Origin of the sequence: Corynebacterium tuberculostearicum, from assembly GCF_046097465.1 — a bacterium.
In the GTDB taxonomy this organism is placed as follows: domain Bacteria; phylum Actinomycetota; class Actinomycetes; order Mycobacteriales; family Mycobacteriaceae; genus Corynebacterium; species Corynebacterium tuberculostearicum_I.
The window spans coordinates 1,586,033-1,602,872 of sequence record NZ_CP175799.1; the positions used below are offsets into that span (position 1 = coordinate 1,586,033).

Annotated in this window: 17 protein-coding genes; 9 read left to right on the plus strand and 8 right to left on the minus strand. The window is 58.3% G+C overall.

Features of this window, described 5'->3' with window-relative positions; translation table 11 throughout:
- Positions 1 to 7 precede the first annotated feature (7 nt).
- From ACKFRX_RS07545 to dut, 4 genes are read right to left on the minus strand one after another with little or no spacing between them, the layout of a single operon-like run.
- Positions 8 to 1,231, minus strand: a complete 1,224-nt coding sequence (locus ACKFRX_RS07545; RefSeq protein WP_408927608.1) for a class I SAM-dependent RNA methyltransferase — start codon at positions 1,229 to 1,231, stop codon at positions 8 to 10.
- Positions 1,224 to 1,946 carry a DUF3159 domain-containing protein gene (locus tag ACKFRX_RS07550; RefSeq protein ID WP_408927609.1) on the minus strand — a complete coding sequence of 241 codons (723 nt, stop codon included), beginning with the start codon at positions 1,944 to 1,946 and terminating at the stop codon, positions 1,224 to 1,226. The genes ACKFRX_RS07545 and ACKFRX_RS07550 overlap by 8 nt, the downstream gene beginning before the upstream one ends.
- A 17-nt stretch (positions 1,947 to 1,963) precedes the next feature.
- Positions 1,964 to 2,911 carry a DUF3710 domain-containing protein gene (locus ACKFRX_RS07555; protein ID WP_408927610.1) on the minus strand — a complete coding sequence of 316 codons (948 nt, stop codon included), beginning with the start codon at positions 2,909 to 2,911 and terminating at the stop codon, positions 1,964 to 1,966.
- 48 nt (positions 2,912 to 2,959) lie between these two features.
- Complete coding sequence (gene dut / locus ACKFRX_RS07560; protein WP_200435696.1) at positions 2,960 to 3,433, minus strand: dUTP diphosphatase; 474 nt, start codon at positions 3,431 to 3,433, stop codon at positions 2,960 to 2,962.
- Between the two features lie 64 nt (positions 3,434 to 3,497).
- Between dut and ACKFRX_RS07565 the strand changes: the two genes are divergently transcribed.
- Positions 3,498 to 4,034 carry a DUF3093 domain-containing protein gene (locus tag ACKFRX_RS07565; RefSeq protein WP_370633374.1) on the plus strand — a complete coding sequence of 179 codons (537 nt, stop codon included), beginning with the start codon at positions 3,498 to 3,500 and terminating at the stop codon, positions 4,032 to 4,034.
- A 111-nt stretch (positions 4,035 to 4,145) separates the two neighbouring features.
- Here ACKFRX_RS07565 and ACKFRX_RS07570 read toward each other — a convergent pair whose 3' ends face one another.
- Positions 4,146 to 4,436, minus strand: a complete 291-nt coding sequence (locus ACKFRX_RS07570) for a DUF4193 domain-containing protein (RefSeq protein WP_005325023.1) — start codon at positions 4,434 to 4,436, stop codon at positions 4,146 to 4,148.
- 112 nt (positions 4,437 to 4,548) lie between these two features.
- Entirely contained in the window at positions 4,549 to 5,436 is an 888-nt protein-coding gene (locus ACKFRX_RS07575) for an inositol monophosphatase family protein (RefSeq protein ID WP_150851638.1), read from the minus strand.
- On the opposite strand from ACKFRX_RS07575, the gene ppgK reads away from it, so the two are divergent.
- Positions 5,435 to 6,193, plus strand: coding sequence for a polyphosphate--glucose phosphotransferase (ppgK, locus tag ACKFRX_RS07580; protein ID WP_408922593.1), 759 nt, complete (start codon positions 5,435 to 5,437; stop codon positions 6,191 to 6,193). The genes ACKFRX_RS07575 and ppgK overlap by 2 nt on opposite strands.
- 200 nt (positions 6,194 to 6,393) lie before the next feature.
- Positions 6,394 to 7,866, plus strand: a complete 1,473-nt coding sequence (locus ACKFRX_RS07585; RefSeq protein ID WP_005325028.1) for an RNA polymerase sigma factor — start codon at positions 6,394 to 6,396, stop codon at positions 7,864 to 7,866.
- 86 nt (positions 7,867 to 7,952) lie between these two features.
- Here ACKFRX_RS07585 and ACKFRX_RS07590 read toward each other — a convergent pair whose 3' ends face one another.
- Both ACKFRX_RS07590 and ACKFRX_RS07595 read right to left on the minus strand, forming a co-directional pair.
- Positions 7,953 to 9,719: a DEAD/DEAH box helicase gene (locus ACKFRX_RS07590; protein WP_408927611.1), complete on the minus strand. Its 1,767-nt coding sequence runs from the start codon at positions 9,717 to 9,719 to the stop codon at positions 7,953 to 7,955.
- Positions 9,716 to 9,967, minus strand: a complete 252-nt coding sequence (locus ACKFRX_RS07595; protein WP_005325062.1) for a DUF3039 domain-containing protein — start codon at positions 9,965 to 9,967, stop codon at positions 9,716 to 9,718. Before ACKFRX_RS07595 ends, ACKFRX_RS07590 begins: the two co-directional genes overlap by 4 nt.
- Positions 9,968 to 10,104: 137 nt before the next feature.
- Between ACKFRX_RS07595 and ACKFRX_RS07600 the strand changes: the two genes are divergently transcribed.
- The 6 genes from ACKFRX_RS07600 to ACKFRX_RS07625 all read left to right on the plus strand — a co-directional run bounded on the left by ACKFRX_RS07600 (position 10,105) and on the right by ACKFRX_RS07625 (position 16,682).
- On the plus strand, positions 10,105 to 10,479 hold the full coding sequence (locus tag ACKFRX_RS07600) for a DUF3099 domain-containing protein (protein WP_086587548.1): 375 nt from the start codon (positions 10,105 to 10,107) through the stop codon (positions 10,477 to 10,479).
- A gap of 15 nt (positions 10,480 to 10,494) precedes the next feature.
- Complete coding sequence (locus ACKFRX_RS07605; RefSeq protein WP_408927612.1) at positions 10,495 to 12,066, plus strand: methyltransferase; 1,572 nt, start codon at positions 10,495 to 10,497, stop codon at positions 12,064 to 12,066.
- 42 nt (positions 12,067 to 12,108) lie between these two features.
- A complete protein-coding gene (dtd, locus tag ACKFRX_RS07610; RefSeq protein WP_005325066.1) occupies positions 12,109 to 12,552 on the plus strand; it encodes a D-aminoacyl-tRNA deacylase in 444 nt (147 codons plus the stop codon).
- A 415-nt stretch (positions 12,553 to 12,967) separates the two neighbouring features.
- On the plus strand, positions 12,968 to 14,326 hold the full coding sequence (locus ACKFRX_RS07615) for an HAAAP family serine/threonine permease (RefSeq protein WP_408928275.1): 1,359 nt from the start codon (positions 12,968 to 12,970) through the stop codon (positions 14,324 to 14,326).
- A gap of 46 nt (positions 14,327 to 14,372) precedes the next feature.
- Positions 14,373 to 15,746, plus strand: a complete 1,374-nt coding sequence (locus ACKFRX_RS07620) for an L-serine ammonia-lyase (RefSeq protein WP_408927613.1) — start codon at positions 14,373 to 14,375, stop codon at positions 15,744 to 15,746.
- Positions 15,747 to 15,890: 144 nt separating this feature from the next.
- Complete coding sequence (locus ACKFRX_RS07625) at positions 15,891 to 16,682, plus strand: transcriptional regulator (RefSeq protein ID WP_408927614.1); 792 nt, start codon at positions 15,891 to 15,893, stop codon at positions 16,680 to 16,682.
- Positions 16,683 to 16,840 lie beyond the last annotated feature (158 nt).

Consider the following 16,840-nt stretch of genomic DNA (forward strand, 5'->3'; position numbering starts at 1 on the left):
AAGCTCATTAGGCAGGGGTAATGAGCGCAATCGTTTCAAAGTGGTGCGTTCCGGGGAACGCGTTAATCAGCGCCATCTTTTCTATTCCGTATCCGTGCTGGTTCCAGTATCCCAAGTCGCGCGCGAAGGTGGCGGGGTCACATCCCACGTGAACGACCGTCTGGGGTGCAGCGGCCGCCACGGAACGAATCACATCCTCCCCTGCTCCGGTGCGCGGCGGATCAAGGACTACAGCGCCAGGCTTGGAAAGCTGGGCGGCGACTTGCTCGACCTTCGCGGACTTTACTTCCACATCGCAGTCCGCAAGGGCGGCCTGTTCCCCGGCCGTAGCCGCCAGCGAGTAATCCACGGAGATAACCTTGCCCTGCACGGCATGGGCCAGTGCGGGAACAAATAGGCCAACGCCACCGTAGAGATCCCAGGCGGTGTGCTCTTGGTACTCGCGCTCCCCGAGCCACTCCGCTATTAATTCGGTATACGCCGCCGGTGCCTGGCTGTGGGCCTGCCAAAAGGCCGTAGCAGGAAAGCTAAACGTCCGCCCGTCGACATGCTCGTGCACCTTGCCGCTGCCTTCTACCACCTCACGGATGGTCTCCACGCGGCGCCCGCGTGGGGCCTTGCGGGTTTCTACCACGTGGCGGTTGCCCTCGCCATCGAGAACGGCGATGACCTCAGCACCTGGGGTAAACCGGCGCGCACCTTCTCCAACGAGCCCGTCTGCCAATCCCGGAGCCAGCTGTGTACAGGCAGCGCCCGTAACAAGCTCATTGGACCGACGCTGACGGGTTCCGGCGCGCCCTTGCTTGTCGACACCCCACCTCACCCGCGTGCGCCATCCCCGAACCGGCTCTAGGGTGTGCTGCTCAATGTTCAGTTCCTCGCCAGTGACAACGCCGGTGCGGCGCAGCTGCTCCGACAAGATCTCTGCCTTGATTCCGGTTTCGGCCGCTGGATCCAGCTCGGCGAAATCACAGCAGCCAGCTCCTTGCGCGGCCGCAGGACAAGACGATGGTACGCGCAGCGGCCCTGGGCTTAGTACGCTTTCCAGTTCCGCTTTAATGAACGACTTCTTTACACGGCCGGCCGTAGCCTTTACGACGTCGCCGGGAAAAGCGCGAGGAACGAATACCACTCGCCCATCCGACGCCTGGCCAATTCCTTCCCCGCCGTGCGCCATGCGGTCAATGGTGACCTCAAGACTATCGCCGCGGCTCATCGTTGATTCAGTCATTTTCTGCCTCAGACTTTTGTTCTTGTTCTGCGTTAGTGTGCTCACCTGTGCCCGCCGCTGCGTCAACGGCTGCATCCGCGCGGCGCACCATCCACACGGTTAGCGCCGTAACCAGAAGCGTCAATGGCCACCCCATCAGGATTCGGGTCACCCCTAAGGCAGTGGTTGCATCCGCATCATAAATGGCGCGCTGAATAACAAAGCGGGCCAGGAAGATGACCGCCCACCCGCCGGTAGCGATGGCATAAGCCCGGCGCGCCTCGGTAACCTTTTGCCACTGCATTTCCTCGCCATTAATCCCCTTCCAGATGACGCCCACAGCGGGCCACCGGAAAAGGATTGATAGTACCGCGGCAATGCACAGTGCCAACGACATCCAGATGCCGTACAAGAAATACCCTTTAGCATCACCGGTAAACCAGGCGATGGCAGCGCATAGTGCGACTCCCAGCAGACCCGATATGGCTGGCTGCAGGGTCTCTTTACGGATTACCCTCCAGAGTGCAATAACAACGGCCACGCCGAGCGCCGCCGCCAAGGCTGGCCCCAGCCCAAAGAAGTTATTGATGGGAATCAGCACAATGACTGGCAAGGTGGCCGACACGAGCCCTGATAAGCCACCCATCTGCTCCAGCAGGGTGGGTTCGGCAGCAGACTCCTCAGAGTCCAGGTTCTTAGCGTCCGGGGAAGGTTGCGGCGAGGAAGAATGTGTCACGTGGTTTACTGCTTTGCCTAGTTCTTGGAATTAGGTGCAGAGCCCTCATCGGGATTCTGCGGGGACGATCCATTCTCACCCTGTTGTGGGGTACCGCCCAAATCGCGCAAGTGTTGTTCCGCCTCTGCTTCTGCCGCAGGGTCGGGGCCGCCCACTCCGTTTTCTGGGTGGTCTTGAGCATTAGCGGCTGCCTGCTGTTCTTGCTGGCGCTGGTCCATGGCCTGCTTGACCTGCTCTACGAGCTGCTCGGGCATGATGACCGGCAAAGCATTTCCCGCCAAGATGGGGTCTTCCCCGCGGTAGACGAAGGTACGGGCGGCCACCTCGCGAGCCATGTCTGCGAGGTCTGCTTCCATGCCGGCCGGCGCGGCCAGGGTCATGCGCAGCATCCAGCGCGGACCGTCTGCACCGATGACGCGGACCTGACCGTTGTCGTTCTTGCCCACGACCTCAGCACCCCAAGGGCCTGGCTCGGTAGTAACGGTAAGTCCGTCGCGGCTCATGCCCTCCTTGATTTCCTCCACGGATTCTGCCCACTGGCCTGGCTTACGTGGGGCGGCAAAGGCTACGGGAGTAATTCGGCCTACCTTGGTCACGATGTGCAGCATTCGTGGGCCCTGTTCGCCCATTTCCACCTGTACCTGGGATTCCTTTGGCAGTGGAATGCGCAGGGACCCCAGATCTAATACGCCGATGGAAAAGTCACTGAAATCGAAGGTCTCGATATCGACGGAGTCGCCGTCAAAGGGGCCGGTCTGGCCATTGATGGCATCATGGGCGAATTCGCGGGGTTCATTGCCAGAAGCCGCCGCGGCATCTGCTGCGGTGTCGCCTACTGGAGCATAAGTTTCCTGCGCTTCTGTATCCGCGGACTTGGGGTCCGCCGGCTTTTCGCTTTGGGCTGCAGGCTTTTCCTGAGCCTTCTTTTCTTCGTCGTTCTTCTTGCCAAAGGGCCAGATTCCCATGGGTGCTATGTCCTTTCTAAAAGTTTCGTTGATTCTCTACTGCTTTAACTACACACCGGTAGAGCCATAGCCGCCGGCTCCGCGGACGGTGTCATCCAATTCTTCAACCTCAGCAAACCCCACCAGCTCTACGCGCTGGACCACGAGCTGAGCGATGCGCATGCCGCGTTCGATCTCAATGGGTGTATGCCGGTCGTGGTTGATGAGGCAGACCTTGATCTCCCCGCGGTAATCGGCATCTACCGTGCCCGGGGTATTGACAATGGAAAGCCCTTGCTTGGCGGCTAGTCCGGAACGCGGGTGAATTAAACCGACCGTTCCTAGTGGCAGCGCAATGGCAATCCCGGTGCCGACGAGGGCGCGCTCGCCGGGTTGCAGGGTAAGAGCTTCGGCTGCGTAGAGGTCCGCACCGGCGTCACCACGGTGGGCACGGTGCGGCAACGGAAGCTCCTTATCCAGGCGCTTGACTTTAACGTCCCCAAAGGGGCTTTCTGGTTGAGAATGCGGAATCGAGTCAGTCACCTGGCCAATCCTACCTGCCTTGGGAGGTTCATTCTGCGGCGCGTGTGGACTAGACTGACTAGACGTGTCTGATACATCTGCTACTTCCGCAACTCCGGCACCGTCAAGCGCCGCTTCGGCACAGGGCACGGTGGCTCCTCAGGTGCTGTACCGCGAACGCCAATGGGTCCCTTGGTACTTTTGGCTTTTTGCAGCCGCCATCGTGGGGCTTACTTCCGCTACCGCCGGCCTCAATCGCTCCATGTGGTGGACCATTATTCCCGCGATCCTCCTTGGTGCTATCGCCGTGTGGGTACTTATTACCTGGTCCAATACAGTCATCAAGGTAGAGCGCGACCCGGACGGAACGCGTTGGCTCACGGTCAAAGATGCCCAATTGCCTAACGACGTCGTCTCGCGGTCTATCACCGTTCCCAAATCTGCGCGGCGCAATGCCCTGGGCCCGCAGTTCGATCCCGCGGCGTTTTTGGTCTCCCACGCTTGGGTGGATGAGCACGCCATGATGGTGCTCAATGATCCAGAGGACGATACTCCTTATTGGCTCATCGCCTCGAAGGATCCGGAGGCTTTGCTCCACGCTTTCGTTCCGGAACAGCACTAATCTTTATTGACTTCGCACACCACAGAGAATGTGGTGGCTGCAACAGCAAACCCCGCACTCGGCACGTAGAAAATTGCCAAGTGCGGGGTTTCGTTTCTGCTGCGTATTCCTTTAGGCGCAATCCTTGCAGATTGGCTGGCCGTCCTCTTCGTGGGAGTAACGCTTATTGGACTGCACCAGGAAACACGAGCCGCAGGTAAACTCATTTTCCTGACGTGGAACTACCTCAACATTAAGCTCCTCGCCCGTGAGGTCTACTGATGGCGGCTGGAAGGCTTCGACGATTTCTCCGTCATCGTCCATGCCGTTGTTATCGCTCTCAGCGGCTTTGAGTCCTTCTAGGGAGTCAGTTTCGAGTTCATCTTCCGCGCGCCGGCGCGGTGCGTCATAATCGGTGGCCATAATGCACGCCCCTAATGGTCAAGTTGCTTTAAGGAATGGGTATTTATCGATCGCGCATAGTAAAGCACAAATGGCTAGATGTCATCTCACCGCTTGCCGGCGTGGGAAACTATTACCCCCGCAGCGCGTCCGTGGCCCTGTGCGCTGCTAAAAGCTTTTCGAATGCGGGGGCCAAATCTGCCCCCGCGGCCCAGGTAAGTTCACCGTCGGCGGAGCCTTTATCAAAGCCTGGATGGCGCACTACCGCACCTGCCTCGCGAGCAATGATTGCCCCTGCGGCGAAGTCCCACGCATTGATGCCGTGCTCAAAGTAGGCATCAACGGTTCCCTCTGCCACACGGCATAGGTCGAGCGCGGCAGCGCCGATGCGGCGAATATCACGCACATTAGGCAGAAGCTTGGTGAGAAGCTCGGCTTGGGCTGCACGCCGGTCAGCTTCGTAACCAAATCCGGTTGCTACCAAGGCCAACGCAGTATCTTGTGTCTGGCCACACCGCAGTGCGTGCTCAATTCCGTCTGGGCCGGTGACCGTGGCGCCTTGGCCGGCTGCGGCAGCATAGGTGCGCCCGCGTGCTACGTTGACCACCGCGCCAGCTACGAGGTGCCCTTGGTATTCCGCACCAATGGATACGGCGTAGTCCGGCACCCCGTAGAGGAAATTCACGGTGCCATCAATCGGATCGACAATCCAGGTAACGCCACTGGTCGATTCCACATTGGCGCCTTCTTCGCCGAAAATTCCGTCCCCGGGGCGTTGGGTGCGGATGGTGGTGGCAATGAACTCCTCTGTCGCGGTATCGACCTCCGTTACGGGATCTACGTCGCTGGACTTGGTGTGGGTATGCGCCGCGATGCCGTCACCTGCGACTAGTTCTGCGCGGCGCGCAGTAATTAATTCCGCAGCGCGCGTGGCGGTAGAAACGGCAAAATCCCGCAATTGGAGAAAATCGATCTGCTCAGTCATGCCAACTATTGTGCCTTCTTCTAGACTGTCGGGCATGACTACTCTTTCTGGCCATTCCTTTGGCATCGATATCGGAGGCTCCGGCATTAAAGGCGCTGAGGTGGACCTTGCCACCGGCGAATTCGTGGGCGAGCGTTTGAAGATCGCCACCCCACAGCCGTCTACGCCGCATGAAGTTGCCAAGGTAGTAGCCCAAATCGTGCAGGAAAAGCAGTGGGACAGCCCCGTTGGCATCACCCTGCCTTCCGTGGTTCGCAACCAGGAAGTCGAGACTGCGGCAAATATTTCCAAGGACTGGATTGGGGTCAACGCCACAGAGCTCTTCGCGGACTACCTGGATGCGGATTTTGCCGTGCTTAACGACGCCGACGCGGCGGGACTAGCCGAGGTTGCCTACGGAGAGGACATCGCCAAGCAGGGCTCCGTTATCTTCCTAACCCTCGGCACCGGTATCGGCTCGGCCTTCTTCCTGGACGGCCAGTTGTTCCCTAATACCGAACTGGGGCACCTCACGGTGGGCGATGACGAGGCTGAGAAAATTGCGTCCTCGGCCGTGAAGGACCGCGAGGAACTCAAATACAAGCAGTGGACTAAGCGACTCAACAAGGTCCTCGCGGAATATGAAAAGCTCTTTAACCCGCAGGCCTTCCTCATTGGGGGTGGGATTTCCCGCAAGTTTGAAAAGTGGGGCCCACACCTTGATATTGAAACCCCCGTCATGCCTGCACAACTGCGCAATCGCGCGGGAATTGTCGGAGCTGCGATGGCGGCGGTAGACGGTTTGAAACCGTAGTATTTACGCACTGCAGGTGACCCTATCCACCGGCAGATTGGAAAGATCCTCTATACTGGGCGGTCGATCCTAAGTTAAATAGCTCTAGGGCGTGTCTGGCCTGCTTAAGGCCACAACGCGTTAACATCACACTGATGCACGAGCGCCCCACTAGGGCGCACTGAGCTGTTTCAATCAAGAAGTTAGTCGAAAGGGCGTACGTGGCAGCCACTGAATCTTCAGACCAGGCACTCGGCGAGGGCGAAAACGCCGCTGAGGCATCTACTCCTGCAAAGAAGACCGCCAAGAAGACGGCAAAGAAAACCGCGAAAAAGACGGCTAAGAAGACGGCCAAAAAGACCGCTAAGAAAACAGCCAAGAAGACTGCGAAGAAGACCGCCAAAAAGTCGGCCAAGAAGACCACTAAGAAGTCTGCCAAAAAGGCCACTAAGAAGACGGTCCGCAAATCCGCGGCAAAGAAGCAGGAATCCCCAGCCGAGTCCGAAAAGCAGGCACAGCCGGAAGCAGAAGAGGAGCTCGAGGAGGACGAGCACGACGAAGACGTCGACTTCGATCCCACCAATGCGGACATCGAAGACGATGATGACTTCGACGCTGGCGAAGACCTCGAGGACGATGACCTCGAAGAGGATTTGGACGACGACGATGAGGAAGAAGAGGAAGACTCCTCTTCCGTCTGGGACGAGGAAGAGTCCGCTGCGCTGCGTCAGGCACGCAAGGATGCGCAGCTGACCGCCTCTGCTGACTCCGTCCGCGCCTACCTCAAGCAGATTGGTAAGGTCGCCCTGCTCAACGCCGAGCAAGAGGTTTCCCTGGCCAAGCGCATCGAGGCTGGCCTGTACGCACAGCACCGCATGGATGAGATGGAAAAGGCCCGCGCCGAAGGCGATAAGGCCGCCAAGCTCTCCCCCATGGAAAAGCGCGACCTGCGCAGCATCGCCCGCGATGGCCGCAAGGCCAAGAACCACCTTCTGGAGGCCAACCTGCGTCTGGTGGTTTCCTTGGCGAAGCGCTACACCGGCCGTGGCATGGCTTTCTTGGATCTCATTCAGGAAGGCAACTTGGGTCTTATTCGCGCGGTGGAGAAGTTCGATTACACCAAGGGCTATAAGTTCTCCACTTACGCCACCTGGTGGATCCGCCAGGCCATTACCCGCGCCATGGCTGACCAAGCTCGTACCATCCGCATCCCAGTGCACATGGTGGAGGTCATCAACAAGCTGGGCCGCATCCAGCGCGAGCTCTTGCAGGACTTGGGCCGCGAGCCTACCCCGCAGGAGCTGGCGAAGGAGATGGATATCACCGAGGAGAAGGTGCTCGAAATCCAGCAGTACGCCCGCGAGCCCATTTCCTTGGATCAGACCATCGGTGACGAAGGCGACTCCCAGTTGGGTGACTTCATCGAGGACTCCGAGGCCGTCATTGCGGTCGACGCCGTCTCCTTCACCTTGCTGCAGGATCAGCTGCAAGACGTGCTGACTACCCTGTCCGAGCGTGAAGCCGGCGTGGTTCGCCTCCGCTTCGGCTTGACCGACGGTATGCCGCGCACTTTAGACGAGATTGGCCAAGTCTACGGAGTGACCCGCGAGCGTATTCGCCAGATCGAGTCCAAGACGATGTCGAAGCTGCGCCACCCATCTCGTTCGCAGGTTCTGCGCGACTACCTCGACTAATCGCTGCAGCTGCAGAAACGTAGAAAGCCCGCACCAATTTCGGTGCGGGCTTTCTGTGTAACTACTCTCTAACCACCATGGCCGTTCTACCACTTGCGCAGGTATTCGATGCGCTCGCGCAGCTGCTCGGCATTGCACAGCGCGGTGGGCGGGCCGCCACAGGCCTTGCGCACCTCGGTATGGATAGCACCATGAGGGCGGCCCGAGCGCTGGGCAGCGATGGAGACGACCGTATTGAGCTCTTTGCGCAGCTGGCCTAGCTCATCGACAACTCCGGTGTCGCTGGACTCAGACTCCATAGACTTCTTCCGTGAGGCCGGCGCATAGTCCATGCCGTAGAGCTTGCGGCGGTGAGCTTCCTCCGCCTCAGCAGCGCGCCGCGCCTTTTCCTCCGCTTCGCGGCGGTCCATTTCTTCGGATTGCTTCTTGCGCAGCAAATCTTTGACTTGGTCCGCATCCAGTAGCCCGGGAATACCTAGGAAGTCCGCTTCCTCATCGGTGGTCATATCCCCGGTATTGAACTGAGAACCGTTGTAGAGCAGTCCCGAAAACTCTGCTTCAGCACCAAGCGACTCATAAGACTTCTCCAGCATGTCTGGTTCGGTCTTTTTCTGATTCGCCTGCTCTAGCAGATCGTCATCCCAGCCTTCCTTGTCGGGCTTTTCTTCACCCAAGACGTGGTCGCGGGACTTTTCCATATTTTCGGCCAAGCCCAGCAGGACAGGAACCGAAGGAAGGAAAACCGATGCCGTCTCGCCCGGCATGCGCGAGCGCACAAAGCGGCCGATGGCCTGGGCGAAAAAGAGCGGGGTCGATGCCGAGGTAGCATAAACGCCCACCGCTAGGCGCGGGACGTCGACGCCCTCGGACACCATGCGGACTGCCACCATCCACTCATCGGTGGACTTAGAAAACTCCTGAATGCGGTCCGAGGAGCCGGGATCATCAGACAAAATCACCGACACCGGTGTATTGGAAAGCTGCTTGAGGATCTTGGCATAGGCGCGTGCGGTCGTCGTATCCGAAGCCAGCACCAGGCCGCCGGCATCCGGCATATTGCGCCGCATTTGCATCAGGCGGGTATGCGCCGCCTGCAGCACAGCAGGGATCCACTCACCCTTGGGGTCCAAGGCGGTGCGCCACGCTCGGGCGGTTTGCTCCGCATTCATAATGTCGCCCAAACGGGCTGCATGTTCCTCGCCGGCCGAGTCGCGCCAGCGGGCTTCGCCAGAGTAAGAAAGAAAGACAACGGGGCGCACGACGCCGTCGGCAAGCGCATCGCCATAGCCATAGGTATGGTCCGAGCGGGATACCTTGTGCCCCTCCCCATCGTCCACGTATTGGACGAATGGAATGGGCGAGTCATCGGAGCGGAAAGGCGTACCGGTCAAGGCCAGGCGGTGATTGACATCGTCGTAGGCTTCCTTGACGCCATCGCCCCAGCTCTTGGCGTCGCCTGCATGGTGAATCTCATCCAGGATCACCAAAGTGCGCCGAGCCGAGGCCACCGCGCGGTGTTTGAAGGGGTGCATACCCACTTGCGCATAAGTCACCACAATGCCGTCCATGGAGGGATTAACGGCGGAGGAATTGCTAAACGCCGGATCGAGAGCCAGACCAACGCGCGCGGCAGCGCTAGACCACTGGGTCTTGAGGTGTTCGGTAGGCACCACCACGATTACGCGCTCGACCGTACGGTCTTCCATGAGCTCGGTGGCAATGCGCAGTGCGAAGGTAGTCTTTCCGGCGCCCGGGGTCGCCACCGCCATGAAGTCTTGCGGCTTAGTGGCGAGGAATTTATCGAGGGCGGATTGCTGCCAGGCGCGAAGGTTAGTCTTTTTAAAAGTCCTCACTTGCGGCGCAGACCTTTATACACACGCTCACAATCGGGGCATACCGGAGAACCCGGCTTTGCCTGCTTGGTCACCGGGAAAGTTTCGCCGCACAGCGCAACGACGTACTTGCCGTTCACCGCGGAATCGAGGATGTGATCCTTTTTGACGTAGTGGAAGAACTTCGGCGTGTCATTATCCGTCGTCGAAGTGTCTTCACGAATATCTGGCCGTTCAATTGTCTTCGTAGTCGTAGTCACGCACTCCATTTTGCCGCATCGGCATCGAACTTTGCGAGTCAGGCGGCTACCCTTGGAGAACATGTACACGTCATGCACGCCAGCCACTGCGCCCCTCTCCCCTTATCGAGGGAACGCCGACGCGCACGAGGGGAGCCGAGTCTAGGTTGTTTGGCAAAAAAGAGCGCTACCTCATCACAGATGCCAAGCTCTCGCCTGGCCAGGACCGCAAGCGCCGCGAAATTCGGTACGGAATCTTTCAGTTTTTGCGCGTTCCTTCCCTGCTCATCGCCGGCTTCTTCCTTTATATGCATTGGTGGCTTTTAGCCGCCATCATTGTCGGCGTGACATTTCCCCTCCCCTGGATAGCCGTGGTGATTGGCAACGGCCGGGGAGAAAAGAAGGATAAGCGCGAGAAAAACGTGTACAAGCCAGCCATGAACCGGCAGCTTTATAGCCAGACCCACGCCCCACAGGTATCCGGCGGCACCGCCCGGCCTATTGAGGCACACCACGACATCATTGATCACGAAGAAGAGTAAAGGATTCCTGCTTATATGACGACCGCTTTTGGCCCCGACTTTGATGCCTCCGCGCTAGCCAAGCTGGCCGCAGAGCTTTCCGACGTCTTTACCGCCGCCGGTTTTACTACCGATGGCGTAGCCGGGCACCTAGGTCCGGAAGTTACCGAGGCCCTCTTCCGCGGCGAACCAGCACCAGTTGCGCTCGCCGCGCACAGCGAATCTCAGTTGGATCTTTTAATCCGCTTCTTCCTCCTGCATGAACACCTGCCGGCCACGCTTTTGGGCGAGGCGGTAGGCGCGCGCCTGGCTACCCAGTTGCTCGATGCCAATGTTGCGCTTGCCGACGCCCATGGCAAGGCCTACATCGCCCTCGATATCCGCCCCCACACCATCGTTGGCGCCAACCGTCTCATCTTCTCCGACGTCGACGCCTCCTTGGTCGACCACGTACCTGGCCCAGACCATGTGCTTGGCGTTGGCGCGGCAAGCCTCTCCCTGCTGCAATCCACGCCAGTAAGCCCAGTGGGCAGCGTCTTAGATCTAGGCACTGGCTCGGGCGTCCAATTGCTGGGGCAGCTCGATTGCGCTGAAAAGATTACCGCCACCGACGTGCATGAGCGTGCGTTGGAATTGGCCGAGGCTACCATTGCCGCTACTGGCGATAGCGAGAAAGTGGAATTGCTGCAAGGTTCGTGGTTCGACCCCGTAGCCGGCCGCCGCTTTGACCGCCTCGTAGCTAACCCACCTTTTGTTGTTGGCCTTCCCGAAGTTGGCCACGTCTACCGCGATTCCGGGTTAAATCTGGACGGTGCCAGCGAGCTGGTTGTCTCTCGGGCCACCGACCACCTAACCCCCGGCGGAACGGCTCACCTTCTGGCCGCTTGGGTACACACCAGCGGCGAGACCTGGCAACAACGCGTTGCTTCCTGGCTGCCGGACAAAGGAATTGCTGCCTGGATCATTCAGCGCGACGTAGCCGATCCCGCACTCTATGTGTCCACCTGGCTCGAGGACGAATCCTTGGATGTACGCTCCTCTGAAGGACAAGAGCGCTCACGCGCCTGGCTGGAACATTTCCAGCAACATGAGGTCAATGGCATTGGCTTTGGATTTGTCGCTATCCAACGCATCGGCGACGATGAACCTGCCGATATCTTGGCCGAAGATATGCCGCAGGCCTTTAGCGACCCACTTGGACCTGAAGTAGAAGAATACTTTGCCCGCGTGGCGTGGTTGCGCGACCTCGTACCCGGCGAGCTACAGGGAAAGCACTTCCAGGTACGCCCGGGGCTGGCACGCGAAGATATCAGCACCCCAGATGCGGAATTGGGCCAGGGCTTTACTCGGGCCGCTCTACGTCTTACTCGCACCGACGGTCCGCGCTGGAGCCACGAAGTAGATGAACACATCGCTGCCATTGTCGCCGGTCTCAGCCCACAGGGCTTGAACCTTGAAGAAACCATCGGCTTGTATGCGGCGGCACATGGATTCGACGAAGCAGAACTTACTGCTGCCGCCCTACCCGCCGTGATCGATATGGTCCGACATGGCCTGCTTATCCCCGCTGATCTCCTCTTGGAGACCGATTCGCTGGACCTCAGCTAGATCCACACTGTCCCCCACTCGTTATATAAGGAGAAGTAAACCATGCGCGCAGTTTTGACTCGGGTATCAGAGGCCACAGTGACCGTCGATGGAGAAACCGTAGGAGCCATCGATTGCCCCGAAACCGGTGGTCTTCTCGCTCTAGTTGGGGTCTCGCGCGAGGATATGGATGATTGGCAGCCCCGCGCTGAGAAAATGGCACGCAAGATTGCAGAACTGCGCATTCTTGATGGCGAAGTCTCAGTCATTGACGCCGGAGCGCCCGTACTTGTGGTGAGCCAATTTACTTTGTACGGCCGCACCGCCAAAGGACGGCGCCCTTCGTGGGCGGATGCCGCCCCAGGACCCGAGGCCGAACCGGTCATCGCGGCGATTATTGCGAACCTCAGGGAACGCGGCGTGTCAGTTGAAACAGGCCAATTCGGGGCTAAAATGCGCGTTTCTTCTGTGAACGAAGGACCTTTCACCGTCTTGGTAGAGACCTAGCTCGCACCCTCTATTTCCGGCTCACGAGATCTGAAAATCGTGTTAAGCAGGCCCTTTTACAAACGATTCCGTGACCCAAACCACTTTCCCGGATTTTGTGTAGAGCAAGCCATAAAGCACTGGGGAATGCAAATTCTCAGAGAGTGAGAAATGCCCTACTCGCAGTGCAATAATTTATTATCACTCTGCAAGATTTTGTTCTATACTGAAGGCACAGCGAAGCAAAAGGGCTGGATATGCAGGATGCGAGATAGATTCTCAAAATCCTACAAACGCAAAATTGAGTGAGAAAATTTTTCTCAATCATAGTTGCAGAAGCCCAAACGCTTCGGCCGACCAACTAGATGTAGGAAAGAAAATGTCCCACTCAATCAAGCGGCGCAACAAAGCCCAGCACCCAGAAAACCAGGGTGAGATGCCTGAGGATCTCAAGGCCTCCAAGGCAGCTCCCGCATCAAAGGAATCCGCACCAGCCCCTGGCATTGACACCCCGTTTGATGGCCAGGAGGGTGCACCGAAGTGGAATAAGGAAGACACCGTATGGATGCTCTCCCTGTTCGGCACCGCAATCGGCGCCGGCGTCCTCTTCCTTCCCATTAACGCCGGCATCGGTGGCATCATCCCGCTTATCATCATGACGGTGGTAGCACTGCCAATGACCTTCTGGGCCCACCGCGGAATGACCCGCTTGGTGCTCTCCAGCTCCAAGCCAGACGGTGACCTCACGGACGTCGTCGAGGAACACTTTGGCAAGAAGGCCGGCGTTCTGATGAACATCCTGTACTTCCTGTCGGTCTACCCCATCCTGCTGGTCTACTCGGTCACCATCACCAACACGGTCAACTCCTTCCTGGAGCACCAGCTCGGAATTACTCCTCCGGCCCGCTGGCTCACCTCCCTCTTGCTGGTAGGCGGCCTCATCCTGATCGTGCGCATGGGCAAGGACGTCGTGGTTCACGTCATGTCCTATTTGGTATACCCATTCATCGGCATCCTGGTTCTGCTTTCCCTCTACCTCATCCCGAAGTGGAATACCGCGCTCTTCGATTCCTTCGACCTCAACGTTGCTCGCGAGGCTTCTGGCCACAGCATGGGCGTTACCCTGATGCTGCTGGTTCCGGTTATGGTCTTCTCCTTCAACCACTCCCCGATGATTTCCTCCTTCGCCGTTGACCGCCGCCAGACCTACGGCAAGTTCGCTGAGGCCAAGTCCCGCAAGACCTTGCTCCGCGCAGAAATCCTCATGGTCGTCGTGGTTATGTTCTTCGTCTTCTCCACCGCTCTGAGCCTCTCCCCGGCTGACATGGCGGAAGCTAAGGCACAAAACATCACCATCCTGTCCTACCTGGCCAATCACTTCGATAACCCACTTATCCAGTGGATTGCCCCAGTCATCGCCATGATTGCAGTTGCTAAGTCCTTCCTCGGCCACTACCTCGGCGCAGCCGAAGGCTTCGAAGGCCTCGTCATCAAGGGCAGCAAGAACGCAAGCAAGGACGACGCAGAGTCCGCCCACAAGCTCGATACCATCACCCTCATCTTCATGCTGGTCACCGCTTGGCTCGTCGCCTGGGCTGACCCATCCATCTTGGGTATGATTGAAACCCTGTGTGGCCCGACCATTGCCATCATGCTCTTCATCATCCCAATGGTCGCCATCCACAAGGTCCCAGCTCTGAAGCGCTACAAGGGCAAGGCTTCCAACTACTTCGTCTTCTTCATGGGCCTCGTCGCCCTAGCAACCATCATCTACTCCATCGTCCAGGCCTTCTAAGCACCGCCGCAGACGAGAAAATCGCAAAGGATTTAAGGAAAGAACAATGTTCATCAGCATCTTCGATATGTTCAAGATTGGTATCGGCCCCTCAAGCTCACACACCCTTGGGCCAATGAAGGCCGGCAAGGCTTTCGTGGACGAACTCAAGGAGAAGGACCTCTTTGACAAGGTCACTCGAGTTCAGGCAAATGTGTACGGCTCCCTCTCCCTCACGGGCATCGGCCACTCCACCGACAAGGCCATCCTCCTCGGCCTCGCCGGTGAAGAGCCAGAGACCGTTGATATCGACGGCATCTCCGAGTTCATGAAGAACGTCCGCAGCAGCGAGAAGCTCATGCTGGGCGGCTCCCGCGAGGTGGAATTCCCCAAGGACAACGGCTTCTTCTTCCACGACGAATACCTCCCGATGCACGAAAATGGCATGTGTCTTATCGCCTTCGCCGGCGACGAAGACATCCTGCACAAGACCTACTACTCGGTCGGCGGCGGTTTCATTGTCAAGCAGGAAGACTTTGCCAAGCGCACGGACGCGAAGGTTGATATCCCCTTCCCGTACGCTAGCGCCGCAGAGATGCTCGAGCTGTGCGAGAAGAACAACATGACCCTTCCGGAGCTTGGCTTGGCCAACGAGTTGGCCCTGCGCTCGGAAGACGAGGTCAACGAGCACCTGCGCAAGGTCCGTGATGTCATGTACACCGGCATCGAGCGCGGCTCCTCCTCCGATGGTCCGCTGCCTGGTTCCCTGCTTGTCCCGCGCCGCGCCGCTGCCCTGAAGCGCCGCTTAGAGCAGTCCGAACCGCACGATGGCCTGAACATCCTCAGCTGGGTCAACATGTTCGCACTGGCTATCTCTGAAGAGAATGCATCCTGTGGCCGCGTAGTTACCGCACCTACGAACGGTGCCTGCGGCGTTGTCCCGGCGGTACTGGCCTACTACGACAAGTTCGTTGAGCCCGTCACCACCGAGATGTTTGCTGACTACATCTTCGCCTGCAACCAGGTTGCTTCCCTGTACAAGATGAACGCTTCCATCTCTGGCGCTGAGGTCGGCTGCCAGGGTGAGGTTGGTGTAGCGTGCTCCATGGCTGCTGGCGGTCTCGCCCAGCTCATGGGCGCTACCCCAGAGCAGGTATGCATCGCAGCAGAAATTGGCATGGAGCACAAGCTAGGCCTGACCTGTGACCCAGTCCTTGGACAGGTTCAGGTACCCTGCATTGAGCGCAATGCCGTCGCGGCCGTTGACTCCATCACCAGCGCCCGCATGGCGCTGGAGCGCGAGAGCAAGCCGTGTGTCTCTTTGGACGAAGTCATCTGGACCATGTACAAGACTGGTAAGGATATGAACGCCAAGTACAGGGAAACCTCACAAGGTGGCCTGGCCCTAGCAGTTCACCCACCAGTTCCGGTGTGTGGATAGAGACCACCCTGTAGAGAAGCGATGAGCCGGGTGAGCACAGCGCTAAGCCGCTTGTGTTCACCCGGCTTTCTTGGCGCTACTCCCCCTTCCGCCTATTCGCTTCCGTGTGATATCTTCTCTATAAACTGACAGGAATTAAAGGACATGCTTCAGCTAATGAACTTCCCTAGCGGCAGTGCCTCCGAAGAAAATTTCCTCGAGCAGTACATTCCCCTCGTCGAATTCCTCGGTAAGGCAATGGGCCCAAACACCGAAATTGTACTGCACGATCTCGACGTTCCCGATAAATCCATCATGGCCATCGCCAACGGCCACATCTCTGGCCGGCAGCTAGGCGGCCCCGTGACCGATTTCGCTCTGTGGTTTATGAAACAAGGCGATTCCGCATCTATCCCCATGATGACCGGCTACCGCGCCGTTAATGCGGAAGGCAAAATTTGCCGCTCCTCTAGTTATTTCATCCGAGACGACTCCGGCCATATGCGCGGCATGCTGTGCATCAATGTCGATGTCTCCGAGTTGGTACACATTCGCGATGCTGCAGCCGCACTTATCGGCAACGCCGATGATCCCGCATTTGATAAGTCAAAGGCCTTCGGCGGCTACCCCGGCACGGAAGAGCAGCCGCAGCGACCCGTCGCGGTACCAGACCCGGTTCCAGAAGACGAGGCTGCGGAAGAGGAGCCAGAGAAAGAAGAAGTCAGCGAGTCTTTGCGTTCCAACGTGGAGCACCTTCTAGATTCCATGTTGAATTCCGCAATTTCTAACCAGAGCACGCCAGTACCTCGCATGCAGCGCGAGGAGCGACTCGAAGTGGTCTCTGACCTTGAGGATGCAGGATTCTTCCTTCTTAAAGGCGGAATTGCCGCGGCAGCGACGCGCCTAGGCGTATCTGAACCGACTATCTACCGCTACCTCGTCCAGGTGCGCGGATAGTAGTTCCACACTCCAAGCTATTCGCAGCCCGTAACCGTTCCCCGTGGTACCTCTCCCCCGAAAAGGTGGATTTGTTCCACGGGGAACAACTGTTTTTAATAATTCTCTACGCACCGGGAACTAAATCGCTAAAGACTCCGTTGTACTTTGTGAAACCG